The following is a 21,868-nucleotide window of genomic DNA, read 5'->3' on the forward strand; positions in this document are numbered from 1 at the left end:
TGAAGAGCTGCCCGCTTGGGTAAAGCGGGCATTATTGCTTAGAACTGATCCTTTTCGGTGCTGCCATCCAACGCTGTGGTAGACGTCTGATTTTGCATAATGGTATTTTGTACCGCATCAAAATAACCGGTTCCGACAAAAGACTGGTGTTTAGTTGCTCTAAACCCATGTTCTTCCTGAGCTATTTCTCGCTGCTGCATTTGAGAGTAGGCATACATACCCTCTTTAGCATAAGCTCTGGCAATTTCAAACATGCCCAGATTCAGGCTATGCCAGCCGGCAAGAGTAATAAACTGATATTTATAACCCATCTCGAAGAGCTGTTCACGGAATGTGCGTAAATCATGTTCACTTAAATTCGCTTTCCAGTTAAATGAAGGGGAGCAATTGTAGCAAAGTAACTTGCCCGGGTATTTTTCATGAATCGCCTGTGCAAACTCTCTGGCTTCGGCAATATTGGGTTTGGAAGTTTCACACCAGACCACATCAGCATAGGGTGCATACGTTAAACCCCGGCTGATGGCTTGTTCAATACCGCTTTTAACGTAATAAAATCCCTCACTGGAACGCTTGCCTGTCAAAAACACCATGTCACGTTCATCATGATCACTGGTCAATAAGGAAGCCGCGTCGGCATCAGTCCGCGCAATAATAAGAGTGGGCACGCCTTTGACATCCGTGGCAAGTCTTGCGGCGATTAATTTATTAACCGCTTCGCTGCTGGGAATCAGCACCTTGCCGCCCATGTGGCCGCATTTTTTAGCCGAAGAGAGCTGATCCTCAAAATGAACGGCTGAGGCTCCTGCCCTGATCATATGTTTCATCAGCTCAAACGCATTCAGATTGCCGCCAAAGCCAGCCTCGGCATCGGCAATAATGGGGGCATACCAGTCGATAGAATGATCATCATTCAAACAATGGATTTCGTCGGTGCGTTTCAGGGCATTATTTATTGTCTCAACGAGACGGGGTACAGAATCCACAGGATACAAGCTTTGATCAGGGTACATTCTGCCGGAACTATTGTTATCCCCGGCTACTTGCCAGCCTGAACAGTAGATGACCTGGAGCCCCGCCTGCACGGCCTGCACGGCCTGATTACCTGTAAGACAGCCCAAACCAGTTACTGGTTTATTGCTATTCAATAAATCCCATAATTTATTCGCCCCATGTCTGGCAAGAGTATATTCAATCTGAAGCGATGGCCTTAGTTGTACGACATCTTTGGCGCTATAGGGACGTTTAATTCCTTTCCACCGAGAATTATTTTTCCAATCAGTTTCGAGTTCGATAATTTGATCATGCTTATTCATAAGTGGATTCCTTCTGTGCGGTCAAGATTTTATAGGCTGGCAGGGTTAGAAACTCGTCAAAATGAGGCTTGCACACCATTTCCGTAAACAATTTTGTCGCCGTTTCCAATGCATGTCTGGGCAAACCGGTTTGTTGCAAGCTGATAAATTCTTCATCAACCATGTTTAAAAACAAGTCTTTCTTAAAAACAGTATTATTATTAATTAAGGCGTTAAACTTCAGCCATTGCCATAACTGCGCACGGCAAATCTCCGCTGTCGCCGCATCTTCCATTAAATTATTAATTGGCACACAGCCATTACCAGTCAACCAGGCGGTGATATATTGGATCCCCACACTGATGTTATTTCTTATACCTTTTTTAGTAATATTGCCTTTGGGAATAGTGACCAGATCCTCTTGCCTTATGTCTGCTTTTTTTTGTGCAGTGGCAATCTGATTGGGCGTTTTCATATGTGCATTGAATGCTTCCAAAGCAATCGGGATTAAACCGGGATGCGCAACCCAGGTACCATCATGCCCGGCCAGCACTTCACGCTGCTTGTCCGCCAGCACTTTTTTCATCGCCTCTTCATTGGCCTTTTCATCATTGCGGATAGGAATTTGCGCAGCCATCCCACCCATTGCATGCACCCCGCGCTTGTGACAGGTGGCAATTAGCAAATCCACATAGGATTTGAGGAAATGCTGGGTCATGGTGACTTCCTGTCGATCAGGCAATACAAAATCAGGACGATTTCTGAATTTTTTGATAAAACTGAAAATATAATCCCAGCGCCCACAGTTTAAACCCGCTGAATGGTCTTTAAGCTCATAAATGATTTCATCCATCTCAAAAGCCGCACTAATGGTTTCAATTAATACCGTAGCGCGGATGCTGCCTTGCGGAATACCCATATAATTCTGTGCAAAAACGAAGACTTGATTCCATAACCTGGCCTCAAGATGAGACTCCATTTTGGGCAGATAGAAATAGGGGCCGCTTCCTTTAGAAAGCAGTGTTTTGGCGTTGTGATAGAAAAACAGGCCAAAATCAAATAAGGAGGCAGAAATGGGTTGATTATTAACCAGAACATGGGCTTCATCCAAATGCCATCCACGGGGTCTGACCATGAGGGTCGCGGTTTTTTCCTTAAGTTGATACTGCTTACCCGAAACCGCATCCTTATAGTTGATTGTTCCATTGACCGCATCGATTAGATTCAACTGCCCCTGAATGCAATTCTCCCAGGTCGGTGAATTGGAGTCCTCAAAATCAGCCATGAATACATTTGCACCGCTATTGAGTGCATTAATTATCATTTTACGATCGACAGGTCCGGTGATCTCCACACGTCTATCCAGTAAATCTTCAGGGATGTGAGCAGCAGTCCATGTACCTTCGCGTATTGATTTGGTTTCATCCAGAAAATTGGGAAGTACTCCTTGATCATAAGCGGCTTGCTTCTTATGCCGTATTTCCAATAAATTTTTTCTTTGCTGGCCAAATTCCGTTTCTAAAAGAAAAAGGAATTTTTTTACATCATTGCTTAAAAGCGTTTCATATTCTTGAGCATAGTCAGGAATTATTTTTATAGTTGTTATTTCCATGCCAGGTGCCTTAAAAAATAAAGTGTGTAAAACATATAAATTCCACAGCGTTTTTATAAAAAGCTAGTTTATGAGACATATAAAATCAAGCCTGTCATCAAATATTCCCTGTGCTTTGGGCTATATTTAATAGTGGTGCTCTTTAAACGATCACAGGCAACTGATTTTGTCAGGAAGCAGTTCCCTCTAAAGTAAATTTCCTTCATTATTTTGAAACATATTCCATAAGTTCATCTTGAAATAGATATTTGTACTAAGATTTGACAATATGCGTTTCATAGAATAAGGGCGTTATGATGATAAACTTCGGAGCGGGTCCTGCCAAACTTCCACAGCCAGTTCTTCAGCAGATTCAAAATAACTTTTTTAATTGGCAAAACACCGGCGTATCCATTCTTGAACTGGGGCATCGTACGGTAGAATTTGCAGCCTTAGGCGAGAGGCTGGAAGCCCTGGTACGACGATTATTAAGGGTTCCTGCAGAGTATTCCATCCTGTTTTTACCAGGTGGGGCTCAAATTCAGTTTGCCATCGCCGCGATGAATTTGATTGGTTCCGCAAAAACGCTGAATTATGTCGAAACGGGTCACTGGTCGGCCACTGCAATCAAAGAAGCCAAAAAATATACCGAGGTGAATATAGTTGCCTCCAGCAGGGAACAGCAGTTCTGTACCATTCCTGCACGAGAAACATGGGAGATTAATCCAGAAGGGGCTTATTTACATTTTACTGATAATGAAACTATCGGCGGTCTGGAGTTCGACGAAATTCCAGTTGTGGATGGCATGCCTCTGGTTAGCGATATGAGTTCCAATCTCTTTTCACGGCCGCTGAATTTTACAGGGATGGGTGTGATATATGCCTGTGCTCAGAAAAATCTGGGTATCGCCGGAATGAGTGTGGTGATAGTCCGCAGGGATTTGCTCGATCGCGCCCACCCTGCCACACCGGATGTTTTCAATTATGCTGTGCAGCAAAAAAATAATTCAATGCTTTGCACCCCCACCACTTTCGCCTGGTATGTCGCCGTTCTGGTACTTGAATGGCTGGAAAAAGAAGGCGGCGTTGAGGAAACAGGGAAACGAAACCACGAGAAGGCCAGACTATTATACGACTATCTGGATAGCAGCGGTTTTTATGTAAATTTTATTGATCCACGCTATCGCTCCCGAATGAATGTCCCTTTTATTTTAAAAAATGCCGAGCTGGAAAAACCTTTTTTCAAAGCAGCAGAAGAACAGGGCTTGCTCTATCTTCAGGGGCATCGCAGTGTGGGAGGCGCACGGGCAAGTATTTATAACGCCATGACTTTAGAGGAAGTCAAAGAGCTTATTCAGTTTTTAAAACAATTTGCCAAAGATCATGCTTAAGCGAGGACGATTATCCATGCATCCAGCTCAGCCTATACAAAAAATTTTTTTTGATTGTGACGGCACATTGGCATTAATTGAGGGCATTAATGTTATCGCTGAACTCAACGGTGTGGGAAAAGAGGTGGGAGATATTACCCTGAAATGTATGTCCGAAACCGGCATGCGGCCCGAAGCTTACCGACAACGTTTGCATCTGGTTAAACCCACCGCCGCACAAATACGCAATCTGGGCTCACTGTATATAGAGCATGTAACGCCTGGAGCCCGAGAAGTTATAGAATGCCTGAATTTTTTAAACAAAGAGGTTTATATCATTTCCGCAGGCATTAAAGCCGCCATCCAGCCCTTTGCTCAGTATCTGGGAATTCCCGCAGACAATATTTTAGCGGTTGAGGTTTTTTTTGATGAAAATGAACAGTATAAGTGGTTTGATGAAGAGTCTTACATGGTATTTCCCGACGGCAAAAGCCGCCAGATTAATGCCGTTAATCGTCTCCGACCGGGAGCAAGTGCGCTCATTGGCGATGGGGTCAGCGATCTCGAGGCTAAACAGGCGGTTAACCGCTTTATCGGCTATGGGGGATTCAGTATTAAAGAGCGAGTCAGGCAGGATGCGGAATTCTTTCTCGCCTCTCCCAATTTAATGCCCCTGCTGCTTCTTTGTTTAACCGAGCAGGAACATCAGCAAATTCAGTATTTCAATGAAAACTATTACCAGGAAAGCCTCTGCCAGCAAGCGCTAGGAGAGATTTTGATTAAGGAGTTCTGATATGTATAGCATTCAAATTATCGATAACATCTCCCCCAAGGGTCTGGAACTGTTTAATCAGGAAACCTATGAATTAGGGAAGGATTTTAACAATCCGGATGCAATGCTGGTACGTTCCAGCAAATTGCATGACTATCAATTTTCCGAACAGCTAAAAGCGGTCGGTCGGGCTGGAATAGGCACGGATAATATTCCTGTAGACAAGCTCACCAGACTTGGGATCCCGGTATTTTTCGCTCCTGGTGCCAATTCAAACGCGGTTAAGGAACTGGTACTTGCCGCCCTCTTAATCAGCTATCGAAATCTGGAGCAAAGCCACTCTTTTTTAAGCAGCCTGGCAAATGATCGGCAAAGCGATATGCACCAGGAAATTGAATCGCGCAAAAAGCAGTTTGTTGGCCGGGAAATTTATGGAAAAGCACTGGGCGTAGTCGGTTTGGGCAATATCGGTGTCAAAGTAGCTAATGCGGCACTTGCTTTAGGGATGAAAGTCATTGCCTATGATCCCTTTATCACCGTAAATAATGCACTTGCTTTAATGCCGGGAGTCGCTATCGTCAGAAGTTTGCCCGAATTGCTGGGCGCTGCCGACATTGTGACTTTACATGTTCCTTTGATGAGTAACACGACTTATCTAATCAATGAAAGCAATATTCATTTATTTAAAAAAAGCGCAATGCTGATGAACTTTTCCCGCGAAAAAGTGGTTTGCGAACAGGCGATTCTCAAACAATTGAATAATGATTTATTAATGAGCTATGTTACTGATTTTCCTACGGTAGAGCTGGCAAATCACCCGCGGGTTCTTTGCTTTCCGCATCTGGGAGCAAGCACCGTGGAGGCAGAAGAAAACTCTGCCAGCATGGTGGTTCAGAGTATTAAACATTATCTCGAACAGGGCATTATTGAAAATGCGGTTAATTTTCCTCCCACCGTTATGCCTTCACTGGGACGAGCCGGGATTAAACGCATCTTAATTATCAATCGAAATATCAAAGGGATTATTGCCGAAGTCACCAATGTATTATCAACCAATGGCTATAACATCGAACAGATGGTCAATACGTCCATGGGCGAGACCGCGGTTAATCTCATCGATGTGTCCTGTCAAAATGGCATGGACGGCCATCTTCATAATAAAATTCAGACAATTGAGGATGTGATTAAAGTCCGAGTGATGTGATTATTCATGTCATTTTCTCGCGGCTTTGTTGCAACTGAAAACAAATAACCCAAACCGCCGTCTTGGTGAACGAAGTGAAGCAATCCAGACCAAACCTCAAACAAAGTTAGGAGGCGGATTGCTTCGCTGACGCTCGCAAAGACCTTTTTGTGCGCCTATATGTATGCAACAACGCCTTCCAGCTCAGAAATGACAGTCTTTATGCAATAATTCAAACCCTGACAAACAGATTAATTATTGCACACCGTGAACAAATTATGGTACCATTGTCACAGTTTATTTATCAGTGAGAAGTTATGAAAGCTGAATTACTTCAAATAGTCAAAAAATACAATTTTGTTCATTTTGATTTAATGGGAAAAATGTCGATTATCGTTCCAGTAACCGGTTCGGCTCAGATTTCAGAAAACTTCACAGGAGACAACGACAATCCAGTTGCACTCCACCTGTTTGGAGATAATACCTGCCAATCGGATTTAGAACGCCAGACCTTTTTTCGAGGTCCAATCGATTCAGAAACAAATACTCGCAAGGAGGAGCTCTCCTTTGAAAAGCAGTGTAAAAAACTGATTAAGGAATTACAGCCACTCAAAGAAAAGATACAGAAAGAGATCGAGTCCCACCAGGTTCTTACCACGCTTCTCAGACAAATCTTTGATGAAGTACAACCTAGTTCGATTGAAGAGGAGAAAAAGAAGGAGCTTATTTATCTTAATCTCATAGAAGCCACCCTTAAAGAAGCGAAAGAAAAAGCACTGAAATTCCAAGCTTCTAATCCTGGCATCGAAAACATACGAAGAGACCTGCTGCTCGGACAAACACATTTTGCATCCAAGGGGGAATTTGTTGTTAAGCAAAATCCCGACACCGTAAGATATTTTGACCTCCCTAATATCATGGCCCTGACGAATCCAACCGCCGGCACCCTGGAGAAGATTTTAGACTCTAATGCCATTTCAGAGCGCCTCGGTATTATCCCCTTTACCAAGCGTGACCCTGTGCAAGCGCTGGTTTCAGAGGCTGCTCGCCTTTATACCGCTCCCCATAATCCCCCTGAAATTACCCATAATCTCTCAGAAATTACTAGCAATACCCAAGCTTTCTTTCAAGGCATCTACTCACTAATCCTTGAAAGACATCCTGAGGTAATAGGCGAGGCAATTGACTTTGCAACCTTGACAGAAACTTTTAAATTAGGGTACCCAGAGGAGGACTATCCGGCTAACGAATGGGACCTTGAGGGTATCTACTCGCCGACGTATGCTCTATTAAAGGATTTTATTAAAATCGGAGAGCAGCCGGTTACTAATTTTTTACAGCTTTTTCAGCGTTGTATGGAGCAATATATCAAGGAAGACCGTGGATACGAGACACACATGAGAAAAACTTCAACTTATCAATTATTCATTTTGCAAACTTTTCTCTATTTGTGTACCGTTCAATTGCATTTGAAGAGTACCGAACAGGCAAGACAATTCCTCAATTTCATACGCTCTCAAAACAATCTGAACACTTTGGTTGAAGCCTTGTGTGAAGGTAAAACCTCAGCCGAAATCCCTGAACTCCCCCTTTCACCAGCCGAATGGAACTCAGTGATTGATGCAGCCTATAAGATCTCGCTCTATCATATTCATGCTGACCATTATGATGAATTGCGCACCGCCTGTATGCCGCAACAACCGGAAAATTCTCATTATTTCGTCATGGGCGGGCGTCTTTGCTGGAGTACAAGTCCCATTACTGAATCAGGTAATATCAATACTCTGCAAGGACTAACAAAGGCATCAGAAGAACATTTTGAGATTTTTTATAATAATCTCGAAACACTTCGTCAACAAGACTCAATACTGTGCGCAATTAATGATCTTATAAAAAAGCGTGGTGTTGAAGAGGCTTCAATATTTGAGTGCCTTGCTCAGAATTGGGAAAATTTGACTCCTGATCAACGCTCAAGCCTTTTTCCAAAAATGATTGAAAAAGGCTTTTTGCAATGTGCCCAGTATATAATTATACATACCCCTCTTAACCTCGCGCACTTGCAGCTTTCACTAAATCAAAGACCTCGCAATATAGAAATTATTAATCAATTTCTAAATATTAATGATCCCTACGTAGAATCGATGATCCTCAGACAACTTCAAACTGCGATAGATGCTAACGATAACGAGCTTTTAATATTGCTAATACCAAAATTAGACAAGCCAGAAGTAATCAAGCGTTTAGATGGCAGTCTTTTAATCAAATCTGTTCAAAAAGGAAATTTAGCCTTGGTCGAGTTTATTGTCTCCCATCGACCTGATCTTCTTGAATGTAAAGGAGAATACGAACAGACTTCTTTCCTGTGGGCTTGTGCTGCAGGTCATCCAGAACTTGTGAAATACTTAATGGATGCTGGCGCCAATATCCATGTGAAAACACGTCTACCAGAGAACCATTCATTCCACGCCCATCAAAATAGAACCGCAAGACAGTGGGCAGAAGCTAAACTGCTCACAGAGTTACATGAATCCGCAGTAGCCATATTGACATTATTCGATAATTATTACTCGCGCCTGGAAGAAAATTTCAGAACCAATCCCTCTTATAAAGACCGATTTACTAGTGATCATATCAGGCAGGCTGTTGAAAACAGGGATTTCCGATTAATAAACCTTATATTGGATAACCATCCAGACTTAAATGCCAGCCTGGATAATACGACTACCACCGCTATTAATGAACTTCGCGAAGAATTGGAAAGAGAGCGTCTTGAACGATTGGAGCGCGAACGCCAGGAGCAGCTGGAGCGCGAGCGCCAGGCAGAGCTTGAACGTTTACGTCTGGAGCAGGAGGAACGCGAACGTCAGGAACGACTTGCTCGTGAACGCCAGGTACAGCTAGCACTTGAACGCCAGCAGCAGCTTGATCAGGAACGTCAGCAACAGCTTGACTGGGAACAACCAATTCTAAATGCGAGGGAGCAGCGTGCAGAGGAAAGACGACAAGCTGAGCTGCGGGAACAGCAGGAACGAGAGGCAAGAAGAAGAGAAGAACAAGCGAGAATACAAGAAGCACAAAGAAGACAAGAGCTGGAAAGACAGCAGCAGCAAAGAGTATTGCGAAGCAATATACTACAGCAAATCGCTCCGTTTGATAGTTTAGTAGAAGATTTTGCGGGAACGATTAGAAACAACATGTCGAACACAACCAAAGATATTAATTACAGTCGATGCGTTTTGAAGCTAGTCCGCGACTTAAGACAAGCGAAAGATGAGTTTCTCTATCACAGACTAGGGATCAGCATTGATTCATTTAATATCTTTGAAACAAAATGTAAAGAAGCGTTTGACAACTCAAAAACACTGTTGGCCGAACATCGCGGCTGGCATACCTATTCCCTTTTCTGGCGGCGAATTACAGGTGTTCTGGCAGCAATAGCGGTAATCCCGGCATTGATTGTGAAAGCAAAATCACAAAACGGCTACTATGGAACCTTCTTCGCCAGTAAAGAGGATATTAAAACCAACTCGTTAAGAGCGATGGAAAAACTTGAAGATAATTTACCTATGGATAAGTTAAAACAATCAATACCGATACGCGTAAATTAGGGAATTATAATCGCCCGGGTTAATCTTCTTTGCAGCTTGGGCGAAGCAACTCAAAGGCTAAGCGTTAATGTGTATTCCCATCTCCTATCCCCACTATTACAGAATGAGTAAATGGTAATATTTTAATTACCCTCTCAGAATCATTCGCTTTGACAGTCATCCATTGTTTATTTATAAACCTCGCCGAAAGCATAATCTGCAAAAATCCAGTTGCGAACCCCGCTTACTCTGTCTGATACAAGTAAAATACGGAGTAGACTTTAAAACAAATTTGCATTTGAATAGGTGAAAACCATTTTGCCTATTGATGAAGAACAACGCTACGCCCTTTTTAATCGAATCCTTTCCACACAGGCTGATATGCTGGGTTTGAATGATGTGTTCTGGATTTCCTCCATCATTTTCCTGTGTTTGATTCCATTAGTTTGGTTAACCAGGCCTGTAGGCGGCGCTGCCTCTGCTTCAGCAGCAGCAGGCGCGCATTAGCATCAGCATGAAATTTATTAAAGCCCTCTCCCCAACCCTCTCCCAGAGGGAGAGGGGGCAATTTTTATTAACCCCATCTCCCAGAGGGAGAAGGAGCAATTTTATTAACCCCATCTCCCAGAGGAAGAGGGAGCAATTTTATTAACCCCATCTCCCAGAGGAAGAGGGAGCAATTTTATTAACCCCATCTCACAGAGGAAGAGGGAGCAATTTTATTAACCCCATTTTCCAGAGGGAGAGGAAGCACTTTTTATTAACCCCCTCTCCCGCGCCAGGAACTTTAATAGTATGATGACGCCTTCCGGGAGAGGGTTGGGGAGAGGGAAATGAACGAATCCAGGCTAAAGCAACGAGCTCGCAATTTACGCAAAAACAGCACCGATGCCGAGAGGCATCTTTGGTATTATCTCCGAGCGAACAGACTGGGATTTAAATTCAAGAGGCAAGCTCCAATAGGTACATACATCGTCGATTTTCTCTGCTTTGAAAAACGATTGATTATCGAACTTGATGGCGGCCAGCACATGGACAGTCAGATTTATGATATCAAGCGCACTGATTGGTTACGAGCACAGGGATTTAGGGTATTTCGTTTTTGGAATAACGATGTTTTTCAACAAACACAATCTGTTCTCGAAGTCATAGCATCTGCATTACTTTTCAGTACAACATCTCCACCGCAATCACAAAAAGAATAATCGCACCAATCACGTTAAAAACCGCCGATAATCGCTGTGGTGCTTTTTTGGCAATTCCCATCCCGATTATAGTCATAATAAAGGCCCAGGCGCAGATTGAAAGCAGATAAGGCCATAAGGCTTTTCCCGAGAGTCCTACACTGACGCCCACTGCAAGCGCATCGAGGCTGGTGGCAACGGCAACGACCAATAATTTAAAAAATCCATGAAACTTGTCAGCAGAAACTGCTTCATTTCTATTTTTATATTCAATAAATCCTTCATATAACATGTGCAGGGCAACGGCTGAAAGTAATATAAATCCAATCCAGCGAGCAACAGGACCCAGTACCAGGATAATTTGTTCACCGGCAATTGCGCCAATGAAGGCGGCGATTAACTCTGCGCCGGCAGACAATGACGCAAAATTCATAGCATCTCGGGTCTGATGGGGCTTGAGGCCCATTGCGAGAGCTGCCGAAAATGAATCAATACTTAGTATCAAACCTAATAACAGAACTTCAACAATACTTATCATTTATATCCCACATTCTTTTGATGTCATCCCAGTCCGGACCTGTTCACTTACATGACATTATTTCACAAAGCTCTTTCAATGAAGTCTAATTGGCGAAAGAATTATCAGCGATCTGGCTATATTTTGTCAGATTATTCGGATCAGCTAAGGTTTGCATAGACGGTATAAAAAACAACAGGTTTCTGAATGGGGCAATTGTTGGTGTTTCTGTCCGGGATTTCTTCCGAACTATTTTCAGATCATCGAAATTTTTGTCAGGCAAACTACCCAGAGAATCACTATTTTCTTTATCCTCCGATGAGTACAGATTTTTAGCCGAATCTCTCGTTGGAGTTGATAGCTCACTACTAAAAGTGGTAGTTGACTCCAAATCATTGGTTTTTCGTTTATTCTGCAGGAGTAACGCATTATCAAAAACTTGTAGCTCCTGTTTAAAACCCTGCTTAATCGAAGTATTCTCAGGTTCTTTATTAGTTACAGGGTTCATTAATAGGACCCAATCCCCTATAAACTTTGCAAGATAAGTCGGATTCGGTTTAACACTTGAACTTTCAAGTAGCCCAATCACTTCGAGATAAGGACATCCTTTAAGGTAATTTAGCAAATCATCACCGGGTTTATGATGCTTTTGATTATTGATATTAATAGCGATAAAGCCACCAGGACTCAGTCCTTTGATTGCCTGTTGCACCAGTACAAAAAGGAATTTATTCAACCAATTTTCATAAACTGGATATCTGATATGCGATTGATTTTCACCTGGATATTTCTCCAAATCGAAGTAAGGGGGGGATGTAAGCATGAGCTGATTCGGCTGATTTTGAGGACAAAGCTCTTCCTGAGTACAATCCTCCATAGGTTTGGCATGAATGTATACATCAAAGCCCGCTGGCCTGAACTGATCAACCATATTAGAGTACCCTTCCTTTAAATTAGGATTGGGATCAGTAGCAACATAACGCTTCAATCCAATCGCACTCGCTGCAAATGCCCCAATCAACCGGTCTCCCCATCCGCCACACAAATCAAGAAAAGAAGTTACCGAGGTATTGTACTTATTCTTTAAAAGCTGTACGAGAACGCCAACTTTTTTTGGGTTAAATTGATTAGCCCCCCAATTACGAACCAATTTTAATCGTACTTTGGGGGCAGAAACAGCTAAATTAATTTGAAAGTTGTAATGGTCTTCTCTCTTCCTTGCCTTCATTGTTTTAAGACGTATTAAGGCAGAAAACACGGAGACCATGAATTCTTCTGTCCAGGCTTTAGATGGAGATGTGTATTCGCGTTTATTTTTAAGCGATTTACGTGCGCCATTACTAGTTGACAATCGCTGGTTTTGCATAAAGTAATTAGATGCAATATCTCCCTGCAACCTGATCCTGAAGGCGTTGTGTAAATCCAGTTTTTGATTGTCTTTTTTTACTTCGGCAATCAATTGTTCAAAATCAATCTTCGCTTCTTCAAATGTAATTGGGGCATAGGGGAAAGGTATATTTGAATACCGTATTTCTTTAACTAATCGAATCGCTATACATTGCGACATAAGAAATTCAAGACAATCCAGTTTTAACGTTCTGAATGTTTTATCTTTATCAGCATATTTGTCATTAAAGTATGTTTCAAGCAGTCGCAATTTTTCTACCAGGTAGTGATGTGGTATAATAGTTTCATTAGTAAAAAATTGAAAATTATCCAAATGCAAGATACCAAAAAGTAACTGATATAATTTGGAATTGGACTTAACTTCATCGACGTCAATTACAAAATCCTCCCAGTTAACTTTTCTCGAGTTTTGTTTGAGATAAACAAGTCTCGGCAGCTTCTCAAACTGAAACTCGTGTTTTGGATCAAAACTTGTTTCCTCGGAAAACACTTCAACAATTGTAGATATCTCATTTAGAAAAACTTTACCTGTTTGTTGAATACGATGTACTTTTGATTTCAAAATACTAACCTTGCAATAAGTTAACAATAATGGTCCAAATGTATCATATTTGGTTTTAAATGTAAAATTATTGATCAATTCAAGTGATTGAATTTGCTATTGCCGGTGGTCAGGGGTGAGAAGATATCTTTTGAAACATTCATATTTCATTGAGTTCTTTTATTTTTGGATCAGCTAAGCCCTTTAACCTTCTTTGACACAGTGCTCCCGGCAGAATAGCCAGAAGCACCTGGAGCTTTTTTAAACCCTCTTCATTACTTCAGTAGCCATATCAGATTTAATATCGTCTATCCGGCGGTGAGCGATAGTTTCATTGCCAAGCCCCTGTCTCGAGAAGCGAACTTTAACATCGTTCAGCCTGGAGCTGAAAAATACCCCCTGATAACCATCTGAAAAATGTTTGGGTAAGTTCATGTTAAATTCCAGACGAAATTCCCTTAAAGCTTCTACAATCGTTTTCTTTGCAGCAGTCATCAGCCGGTTTTTCATTGCATCGTCAAATGCCGGGCTATACCAGTCCTTAGACTCTGGAGCATCAATTTTGATAAATGATTCCGGCTGTGCATGCCCCAGTATTGAGGGAAGCCAGTTTTTATCCACAAACTGTTCTTTTGAACCAATTTTTTGCTGACAAAAATTACGCTGCAATACACTAACGCCGGTTCCATCATTCGCTTTTCTTTCCATGATGGTTAATTGTCTATCACGAACTACCAAGCCGTCAAACTCCTGGGTAAACTTGCCATCCGGAGAGTTCACCTCAAATGATTTGTAGAGGATTGCTGACAACTCAATCACATAATCATAAATGCTGCGTGTGAGCAAATCATCCTGTTGTGGTGCGGCTTCCTGATCGTCAATCTCCTTTCCTTTATCATGGGGATCCAGAGCAGGTGTTGCCGGTGGCAGATGATTCATCATCGCATCAGTTATATTTTCAAGTGTTTCCTGCTCATCATACTCTTCAAATATAAACTTCACTGGACGTACATCTTCACCTTTAGGAGGCTCATATTTCAAGGGTGAAAGCGTTTTGAAATTACCCAGATTATTAAGCCAGTGCTGCAAGCTCTCTAAATCTTCATCGCTTGCCTGAGCTTCTTCATGTAATTTGACATAAAAATCCTGATAAGCGCGGTAATCTATATCCTCAATCTCGCGCTCTACACTTAGCCTGCTTGAATCAATAAGCACTGATAGCTTGTTCATGTAGGAAACCAACTCAATCGCCAGCTCGTTTTGTTTGATTGAGGCGTTAAGAAGTTCGTGTTTATACTCCTGCTCTTTTTCGGCCCGAGCTTTCTCAGGCTGATCTCTCTGCGCTTGCTCACGATTTTTAATTTCGAGACTGAGCGAACGGCGCATTTCTGAAAAACTCTGTGTTTTGGACCTCTCAATACTCAGGTTAAAGAAAAATGCGTAGTGATCGTCCGCAGCTATCTTCTTAAGTTCTGCACCAGGCGTTGTGCTCAAACTTACATAATCCTTCATTGCCTTTTCATAAGCAGCGGTTATTTCCTCTCTGAGAGCCCTTTGATTATTTCCGGGCAGATTTTTTTTGCTGGTTTCTAATTTCAGGCATTGATCTCCATATTCCTCCACTGCTTCGGGAAGGGGGGGCAATTGGAGAACAGGCTCGACTCGCTTACGTATTGAATCCAGCGCTTTCATGGCTAATCTTAACTCGGCGTCGTTTTTCTCAAAATAGGCAGTTTCTGCATCCAAGGCAAGCTGATCTGATTCAGCCAGCCTTTTTATGCTGTTTTCAATAAAGGGAATTATTGCAGTCATTCTGTCTATTTTATGATTAATTACTGAAGATAAGGAAAATAGTAAATTCTGCTCATCGGTTTTTGCTTCGCTGGTTAATAAACTGGCGTAAAGATTTTTTAATTCGTTGCGGATAATAGCCTGGCCTTGCGATTGCAGCGCATCAACATCAACCGCCAACTGTCGCTCAAGTTCCACACTTCCGTGCTGGGCAAGCACATCATTCCAGTCATTGTCTATTTGTACAGGTTCTTTGACGATAACGTGATAACCTGCCCCTTCAAATAGTTTCAAAGCTTTTTGAAAATCATTGCTTGCAGACGAACCAGGCTGGTCATGATCTTTGAGCAGGATAATCGTGGTATCTCTGGAGTAATGCGTTCTGATATAGCTCAGTGTCGCAGGTAATTCGGTTACTCCAAGCGAGGCCAAAATACTGTATTGCTCACGAATAGAGGGAATTGCAGCAATACTGGCAGCCGTTTCAATTCCTTCGGCAATAAACACAGCATCCTGATTTTCAATATCATTAATTACCGCTGCTTTACCTGGTAAAGCAGGCTTTACCGGACCCAGATACATTTTGCAGTAGTAGCTCTTATCGGCATCAGCAGGCAGCGCTTTGTTGCCTTTAGCATCGAGCTGGACAATCTGAAGGCCAATGAGTTCATCTTTCAGGTTAAAGACGGGCGCAATAAGGTAATCATCAAAGCCGTATTGATCCAGCTTTGGGATTCCCAATTTGCCTTGCACATACTTAAACTGTAGACGGCTGACAACACTTGCAGGAATTTTTCTGGTTGATACCAGATAGCTTTCAGCGGGTGTTCCTGTGATTGGCGTTCCTCGGTTCCATAAACTTTGGGCCAAACGGATACTTGCAAGGTTTCTTGATTCGTTATCAATATTGCTTACAGTGTTCTTAGATTTCATTCACCACTCCTCATCGTTCAATCAATAAAATAATTGTACTTATTTTGAGCAGTTGTGAGAATATATCAATCTGGAAAGAAGTTTTTTCGATCCTGGAATTGCATTTCACAGCAGTATGCAATGAAAGGAATAGAATGAATAAATTTTATACAAAATTGTGATATAGTTAATTGTGAGTCTATCAATCGATAAAGGATTACAAGCTGTGTCATCCGATAATCCCAGGAATTTATTTCGCAAAGAAGCCCTCACCCATCTCTCAGTTCCTGAGCAATTAAATCATGCAATTGTAATAACCGGCAGCAAATCCTGGATTTTATTAGGCAGTTTGAGCCTGCTTGCACTGGGTATTGCACTCTGGTCCATTTTTGGAACGATCAGCACCCGGGTTGAAGGCCAGGGCATTATCCTCCCTAATAATGAAGGACTTTACAATGCTGCCGCACCTGCCGGTGAAGCTTATGTCAGTGATTTACTGGTCAAACTGGGAGATTCAGTGACAAGCGGTCAGCTGCTGGCTACACTGAGTAATCCCGCTTTAAAAGAGCAAATTGCAACCCAGCAGCAAACACTTTCTCTTATCGAGCAAAAATATCAGAATCTGTTAAAAGAGGCGCAAGCGGCTACCAAAAACCGGCACCAGCAGGTTATAAAACAGAATGACTATTTACAAAATGTCATTAAACAGCAGAGTGAAAATCTGATTTATGCCCAGGAATTATTGGAAATTCGCAAAGCCGCATTCAAAAAAGGCCTGATTACCAAGCAGGAAGTGGTTGCCAGCTGGCAGCAGTTTTATGATACAAAGAAAAATATCGAAACGACTAAAAAAGAGTTATTACAAAATGATATGAACGAGAAAGCCTATCTCGAAGAATGGCAGGAAAAAATCCGTGCACTGGATTTAAAAATCAAGGACAAAAAGCAGGAACTCGATGTATTGAAATCTCAATATAAAACAGGCCTGCATGTATACAGTCCGACGAAGGGAACAGTGACTAATATCCAGGTGCAGCTTGGCGATATGGTCAAAGACGGCATGCCCGTTATGAGTATTGCACCCTCGCCAGACCAGCTTGAAGTCATTGCCTATGTTCCTGCGGATCAGGGTAAAAAAATTTCAACCGGAATGAAGGCATTGATTACCCCTACGGTGATAAAAAAAGAAGAATACGGCAGTATAGTCGGTAAAGTGCAGTATGTGTCACCCTATCCCAGTAATTCAGACAGCATGAAGGCTGTTCTGAAAAACACTGAACTGGTGCAGCATCTTACTGAAAAAAACCTTCCCATTGAAATCAGAATATTATTGGAAAAAGACCCTGAGACGCTTAGCGGTTTTCAATGGACCTCTGCCTCAGGCCCTCCTCAGATCATTACCGCCGGAACAATGGTAGAAATCAATATTATTGTTCGCAAGCAAGCACCGGTGACTTTGTTTCTGCCCGCTTTAAAACAATTAGTAGGAACTGATTAGAATGAAGCGCGCAAAAACACCTACCATATTGCAAATGGAAGCCACCGAATGCGGAGCAGCAGCTTTGGCGATTATACTCGCCTACTATGGACGGCATATTCCTCTGGAAAAAATGCGGGTCGACTGCGGCGTATCACGCGACGGTTGTAATGCAAGTATGATGCTAGCCGCAGCCCGCCAGCATGGCTTAACCGCTCAGGCGGCTAAAGTAGATTCTATAGCCAGCCTGCAAGAGCTGAAAGCCCCCGTTATTTTATTCTGGGAATTTAATCACTTCGTGGTTCTTGAAGGGATTTCCAAAGAAAAAATTTATATTAACGATCCCGCCTGCGGCCCAAGAACTGTAAGCTATCAGCAATTTGATCAAGCCTTTACCGGCGTTCTGTTATTATTTTCGCCAGGCACTGACTTCCTGGCTCATGGCAGATCTGCCTCCCTTTATTCAGCTTTAAGAAATCGTCTGCAAGGTCTGGAGAAAGAATTGTTTTTTGTGTTCATTGCCAGTCTTGCCTTAGTTGTGCCTAACCTGATGATCACGGCATTAGCCAAGATTTTTATCGATAATATTCTGGTCGAAAAATTAAACTACTGGATACTGCCTTTTTTTAGCGTTTTTCTGGTTATGATTGTATCAATCGTTTTATTAAGCAGCCTGCAAAATTATTTCCTTTTATTGATAAAACTAAAATTAACGCTGATTAGTACGATTGGTTTTCTATGGCGAATTATGTATCTTCCCATTCAGTTTTTTCAACAGCGTTTTGCCGGCGATATCACAGAGCGAGTTTCTGCCAATGATCGAATTGCCAATCTCTTATCCAGTGAAGTAATGGCTTCTCTGGTTAGTCTGATAACCATTGCTCTGTATGCTGTGGTCATGTGTATTTTAAGCTGGCCACTGGCTCTGCTTGCTTTTACCGCTATGGGTTTCAGCCTTCTTGTCTATCATCATGTACGCCGCCAATTTGAAGATGTCAGCCGTAATTTTTTACAAAAAAATGGAAAGTTGCTTGGTTTGCAGATGCAGGGGCTTGGTTTAATAGAGGATTTAAAAGCCAATGGCCGCGAGAATGATTTTTTTCAGCGCTGGGCATCTGCACATGCGGAAATTATTTCATTACAGCAAAAACAGGCTATTTACAATCAAATATTAACTGTTATTCCGGCCTGTACCCAGTTAGTCGCTTATTCGATTATTACCGGATTGGGCAGTTGGCAGATTATTAATGGACAATTAACCATCGGCAGTCTGATAGCCTTTCAGATGCTCTGGTATCAGTTTTTCGCACCACTGCAAACCCTGCTCGGCTTCGGGGGAGAGTTACAAAAAATCAAGGGGGATTTGGCGCGTCTGGATGACATTCAGAATCACGAGCTCGATCCGCGTTTTAATATAATCTCTGGCAAACACTGCCCTGAAGCGTCCATTCGATTGGATTCGGTATGTTTTGCTTATACTGCGAACAAAACCATGTTAAAGGAGTTGACTCTCTTTATTCCTGCCGGGGAGATGATTGCGATACTCGGTAAATCTGGCGAGGGAAAATCCACCATCGCCCGCTTGATCACCGGCTTATATCAGCCTGCAAGCGGTACCATTTATATTGGCGGCACTGCGTTATCGCAGATAAGCCCGGAAATCTCCGCCCGATTAATCGCTTATGTCGAGCAGGATGTTTTCCTTTTCCCGGGAACAATCAGAGAAAATATTTCATTCTGGAACCCGGCGATTAGTGATCTGGCCATCGAAAAAGCGCTTCATGACGCCTGCATTTATGAGGAAATTATGCAGCGAGGCGGTCTGGATTATGTAGTTTCGGAAAATGGGATGAATTTTAGCGGTGGTCAGCGGCATCGAATTGAAATTGCAAGGGCACTGGCCCAGAACAGTAAAATCCTTATTCTGGACGAGGCAACGTCCAATCTTGAGGCGGAAACTGAAAAACGTATTCTTAAGAATATTCACGAAAAAGGCTTAACTACTTTAATTATTACTCATCGTGAAAGTGCTCTTGAATATTGCAGGCAAATTTACCAACTTGAACAAGGCTCATTGATTCCTACTGATAAAGAGTTGATATGACTGATCATAATAGACTGGATATTTCAGAAATTCTGGTGTTGCTGGAAAACAAAGAAGCCGAAACCGCTCAGCATGATTTTTTGACTGTTTGCGCCATCGTAGCCAACAGTGCCAACATAAAACTTAAGTTTCCGGCACAGACTGGCGATGAAAGCAAAACCAGGTTTGATTTACTGTCTGAAATAGCCAATCTTTCACAATTTCGTTTTCGTGAAATTCAATTACTTGACGAATGGTGGAAATATGATAATGGTCCATTGCTGGCGTTTACCGTAGAAGGAAATGCCTGTGCACTAATACCCACAGGCAAGGGTTATCAATTGCATATTCCGGGTCACGAGGCTTTAGCGATTGGCGAAAAAAATGCAGCAATGGTATTGAATCATGTCTTCTATTTTTATAAGCCGCTGGCGGGCGGCAAAATAGGCGTGAAAGACGTGCTTCAGTATATCTATCAGCAAAGCGGTTCCGATCTCAAACGCTTGCTGCTGGTACAGATTGTATTAGCCACCCTCGCCTTGACTATTCCGCTGGGTACGGGCTATTTATTTTCTGTAGCGATTCCATTTGCCGATACCTCGGCTGTAACCCAGGTGATTATCGCTTTTATAATAAATGCCTTTATAACGGCCAGTTTACAACTCGTAGAAATAATCAGTTTATTTCGCATCAAATTAAAAGCCAATGCTAATATACAGGCAGCTATCTGGGATCGCGTCCTTCGATTTCCAGCGCATTTTTTTAGCCGCTTTCAGATTGGTGATTTAAGCAATCGTATTTCGTCCATCGATATCATCCAGCAGGAACTAACTCTTAGCCTGCTTGTTTCTCTTTCAAATAGTCTGGTTTTCGTTTTTAGCTTGATTCTTTTATGTTACCTAATGCCCGTTTTCAGTCTTTTGCTCATTCTTTTTCTGGTGATAGCAAGTTCCATTTCCTTTCTTATCACCCTGAAACAATTGCGTTTTCTGCGTGGTTATTTTCGTGTCAGCGGTGAAAACCAATCTTTATTATTACAGATTTTTACGAGCATCAATAAGATACGCTGTGCCCATCGTGAGGAGTTAATTCTCAATCTTTGGCTGCGTAAATTCATTGAAAAAATGACCCTTTTTTTTAAAAGCAGTAAATTGACTGTCATTGATAAAATTATTAATCTGGCTTTCAGTTTATTGAGTACTTTTTTTCTTTATCTTTTTGTGGTGAACATGGACAGCTCACTAAACTTAGGCCTTTTTATTTTATATAACGCGGCATTCTCACAACTGTTCATTGCATTCATCGGCCTCTGGAATAGTATCAATCAAATGGTGAGGATCATTCCTGTATTTGAACGAACCAAGCCTGTCTTTCAGACTGAAACCGAGAATTATCGAAAAGAGAATTGCAAGCTCAATCTTAAAGGTTCTCTTGAATTACGTGATATCCAATTTAAATACAGTAAAAATGAGGGCGCTATATGCGACGATTTGTCCTTTAAAATGAAGCAAGGCGAATACGTCGGCATTCTGGGAAAATCAGGTGTCGGCAAATCAACCCTGCTGCGTTTACTTCTCGGATTTGAAAAACCTCAGAAAGGACAGATTCTGTTTGATGATATGGAGTTATGCCGTTTGAATTTACAGCATTTACGCAGTCAGCTTGGTGTGATTTTGCAAACCAGTGCCTTAATGCCTGGCAGTATTCTCAGCAATATTATCGGTATTAATTCAAGCCTGACCGAAGAAGATGCCTGGCAAGCAGCTCATTTGGCAAATATTGCCAGTGATATCGAAAAAATGCCGATGGGAATGCGAACCGTAATCACAGATCGCAGCGGTGCTGTATCCCTGGGCCAACGGCAGCGCATTTTAATCGCTCGCGCTTTAGCCAAAAAACCACGAGTTTTGATTTTGGATGAGGCAATGAGCGGCATGGATGATGAGACATTAAGCCTGCTCAAACACTGTGTTGAATCCCTGAGCATAAGCCGTTTGGTAATAACCCATCGCCCCGAATTTTTAAGCGGAGCCGATACCATCTATATTCTTGAGAAAGGAAAACTACATAATGCAGGAAGATTTGAGGAATTATGCAGCTCGCAGGCGTTTAATAAATTCAGGGTGTTAAAGGCCAGTTAGGCAGGACTGGCTTTCAAGCT

General features: G+C 42.2%; 14 protein-coding genes. 9 read left to right on the top strand and 5 right to left on the bottom strand.

The window, feature by feature from the left end:
* Window positions 1-38: 38 nt before the first annotated feature.
* Both aceA and aceB read right to left on the bottom strand, forming a co-directional pair.
* The gene (aceA, locus tag E1O89_RS13135; protein WP_112219188.1) at window positions 39-1,313 is read right to left on the bottom strand and encodes an isocitrate lyase; all 1,275 of its coding nucleotides are present in this window, start codon (window positions 1,311-1,313) and stop codon (window positions 39-41) included.
* On the bottom strand, window positions 1,306-2,904 hold the full coding sequence (gene aceB / locus E1O89_RS13140) for a malate synthase A (protein ID WP_133140541.1): 1,599 nt from the start codon (window positions 2,902-2,904) through the stop codon (window positions 1,306-1,308). The genes aceA and aceB overlap by 8 nt, the downstream gene beginning before the upstream one ends.
* Window positions 2,905-3,197: 293 nt before the next feature.
* Here aceB and serC point away from each other — a divergent pair, with 293 nt between their 5' ends.
* From serC to E1O89_RS13170, 6 genes are all read left to right on the top strand, one after another.
* The gene (serC, locus tag E1O89_RS13145; protein ID WP_133140542.1) at window positions 3,198-4,274 is read left to right on the top strand and encodes a 3-phosphoserine/phosphohydroxythreonine transaminase; all 1,077 of its coding nucleotides are present in this window, start codon (window positions 3,198-3,200) and stop codon (window positions 4,272-4,274) included.
* A 16-nt stretch (window positions 4,275-4,290) separates the two neighbouring features.
* Window positions 4,291-5,046 carry an HAD-IB family phosphatase gene (locus tag E1O89_RS13150; RefSeq protein ID WP_165483163.1) on the top strand — a complete coding sequence of 252 codons (756 nt, stop codon included), beginning with the start codon at window positions 4,291-4,293 and terminating at the stop codon, window positions 5,044-5,046.
* 1 nt (window position 5,047) lies between these two features.
* Complete coding sequence (locus E1O89_RS13155; RefSeq protein ID WP_133140544.1) at window positions 5,048-6,229, top strand: 3-phosphoglycerate dehydrogenase family protein; 1,182 nt, start codon at window positions 5,048-5,050, stop codon at window positions 6,227-6,229.
* Window positions 6,230-6,525: 296 nt separating this feature from the next.
* The gene (locus tag E1O89_RS13160; RefSeq protein WP_133140545.1) at window positions 6,526-9,816 is read left to right on the top strand and encodes an ankyrin repeat domain-containing protein; all 3,291 of its coding nucleotides are present in this window, start codon (window positions 6,526-6,528) and stop codon (window positions 9,814-9,816) included.
* 285 nt (window positions 9,817-10,101) lie between these two features.
* On the top strand, window positions 10,102-10,302 hold the full coding sequence (locus E1O89_RS13165; protein ID WP_133140546.1) for a hypothetical protein: 201 nt from the start codon (window positions 10,102-10,104) through the stop codon (window positions 10,300-10,302).
* A gap of 326 nt (window positions 10,303-10,628) precedes the next feature.
* The gene (locus tag E1O89_RS13170) at window positions 10,629-11,000 is read left to right on the top strand and encodes an endonuclease domain-containing protein (protein WP_133140547.1); all 372 of its coding nucleotides are present in this window, start codon (window positions 10,629-10,631) and stop codon (window positions 10,998-11,000) included.
* On the opposite strand, the gene E1O89_RS13175 is transcribed toward E1O89_RS13170, so the two are convergent.
* The 3 genes from E1O89_RS13175 to E1O89_RS13185 all read right to left on the bottom strand — a co-directional run bounded on the left by E1O89_RS13175 (window position 10,963) and on the right by E1O89_RS13185 (window position 16,168).
* Window positions 10,963-11,517, bottom strand: a complete 555-nt coding sequence (locus tag E1O89_RS13175) for a manganese efflux pump MntP family protein (RefSeq protein ID WP_262337523.1) — start codon at window positions 11,515-11,517, stop codon at window positions 10,963-10,965. The genes E1O89_RS13170 and E1O89_RS13175 overlap by 38 nt on opposite strands.
* Window positions 11,518-11,602: 85 nt before the next feature.
* Window positions 11,603-13,465: a hypothetical protein gene (locus tag E1O89_RS13180; RefSeq protein ID WP_133140548.1), complete on the bottom strand. Its 1,863-nt coding sequence runs from the start codon at window positions 13,463-13,465 to the stop codon at window positions 11,603-11,605.
* Between the two features lie 240 nt (window positions 13,466-13,705).
* Window positions 13,706-16,168 carry a toprim domain-containing protein gene (locus E1O89_RS13185; protein ID WP_133140549.1) on the bottom strand — a complete coding sequence of 821 codons (2,463 nt, stop codon included), beginning with the start codon at window positions 16,166-16,168 and terminating at the stop codon, window positions 13,706-13,708.
* Window positions 16,169-16,373: 205 nt separating this feature from the next.
* On the opposite strand from E1O89_RS13185, the gene E1O89_RS13190 reads away from it, so the two are divergent.
* Genes E1O89_RS13190 through E1O89_RS13200 form a run of 3 tightly spaced genes read left to right on the top strand, consistent with a single transcriptional unit; the run spans window position 16,374 to window position 21,848 of the window.
* Entirely contained in the window at window positions 16,374-17,645 is a 1,272-nt protein-coding gene (locus E1O89_RS13190) for an NHLP bacteriocin system secretion protein (RefSeq protein ID WP_165483164.1), read from the top strand.
* A 1-nt stretch (window position 17,646) separates the two neighbouring features.
* Window positions 17,647-19,728, top strand: a complete 2,082-nt coding sequence (locus E1O89_RS13195; protein ID WP_133140551.1) for a cysteine peptidase family C39 domain-containing protein — start codon at window positions 17,647-17,649, stop codon at window positions 19,726-19,728.
* Window positions 19,725-21,848, top strand: a complete 2,124-nt coding sequence (locus E1O89_RS13200; RefSeq protein ID WP_133140552.1) for an ATP-binding cassette domain-containing protein — start codon at window positions 19,725-19,727, stop codon at window positions 21,846-21,848. The genes E1O89_RS13195 and E1O89_RS13200 overlap by 4 nt, the downstream gene beginning before the upstream one ends.
* Window positions 21,849-21,868: the final 20 nt, after the last annotated feature.

The organism is Legionella genomosp. 1, assembly GCF_900640215.1.
GTDB classification, from domain to species: domain Bacteria; phylum Pseudomonadota; class Gammaproteobacteria; order Legionellales; family Legionellaceae; genus Legionella_C; species Legionella_C quinlivanii_A.

Bases quoted from the DNA above. Each gene is read 5' to 3' on its own strand.
- E1O89_RS13185 (WP_133140549.1), bottom strand. From the start codon at position 16,168: ATGAAATCTAAGAACACTGTAAGCAATATTGATAACGAATCAAGAAAC.
- E1O89_RS13150 (WP_165483163.1), top strand. From the start codon at position 4,291: ATGCATCCAGCTCAGCCTATACAAAAAATTTTTTTTGATTGTGACGGC.
- E1O89_RS13195 (WP_133140551.1), top strand. From the start codon at position 17,647: ATGAAGCGCGCAAAAACACCTACCATATTGCAAATGGAAGCCACCGAA.
- aceB (WP_133140541.1), bottom strand. From the start codon at position 2,904: ATGGAAATAACAACTATAAAAATAATTCCTGACTATGCTCAAGAATAT.
- E1O89_RS13160 (WP_133140545.1), top strand. From the start codon at position 6,526: ATGAAAGCTGAATTACTTCAAATAGTCAAAAAATACAATTTTGTTCAT.
- E1O89_RS13155 (WP_133140544.1), top strand. From the start codon at position 5,048: ATGTATAGCATTCAAATTATCGATAACATCTCCCCCAAGGGTCTGGAA.
- E1O89_RS13170 (WP_133140547.1), top strand. From the start codon at position 10,629: ATGAACGAATCCAGGCTAAAGCAACGAGCTCGCAATTTACGCAAAAAC.
- serC (WP_133140542.1), top strand. From the start codon at position 3,198: ATGATGATAAACTTCGGAGCGGGTCCTGCCAAACTTCCACAGCCAGTT.
- E1O89_RS13200 (WP_133140552.1), top strand. From the start codon at position 19,725: ATGACTGATCATAATAGACTGGATATTTCAGAAATTCTGGTGTTGCTG.
- E1O89_RS13175 (WP_262337523.1), bottom strand. From the start codon at position 11,517: ATGATAAGTATTGTTGAAGTTCTGTTATTAGGTTTGATACTAAGTATT.
- aceA (WP_112219188.1), bottom strand. From the start codon at position 1,313: ATGAATAAGCATGATCAAATTATCGAACTCGAAACTGATTGGAAAAAT.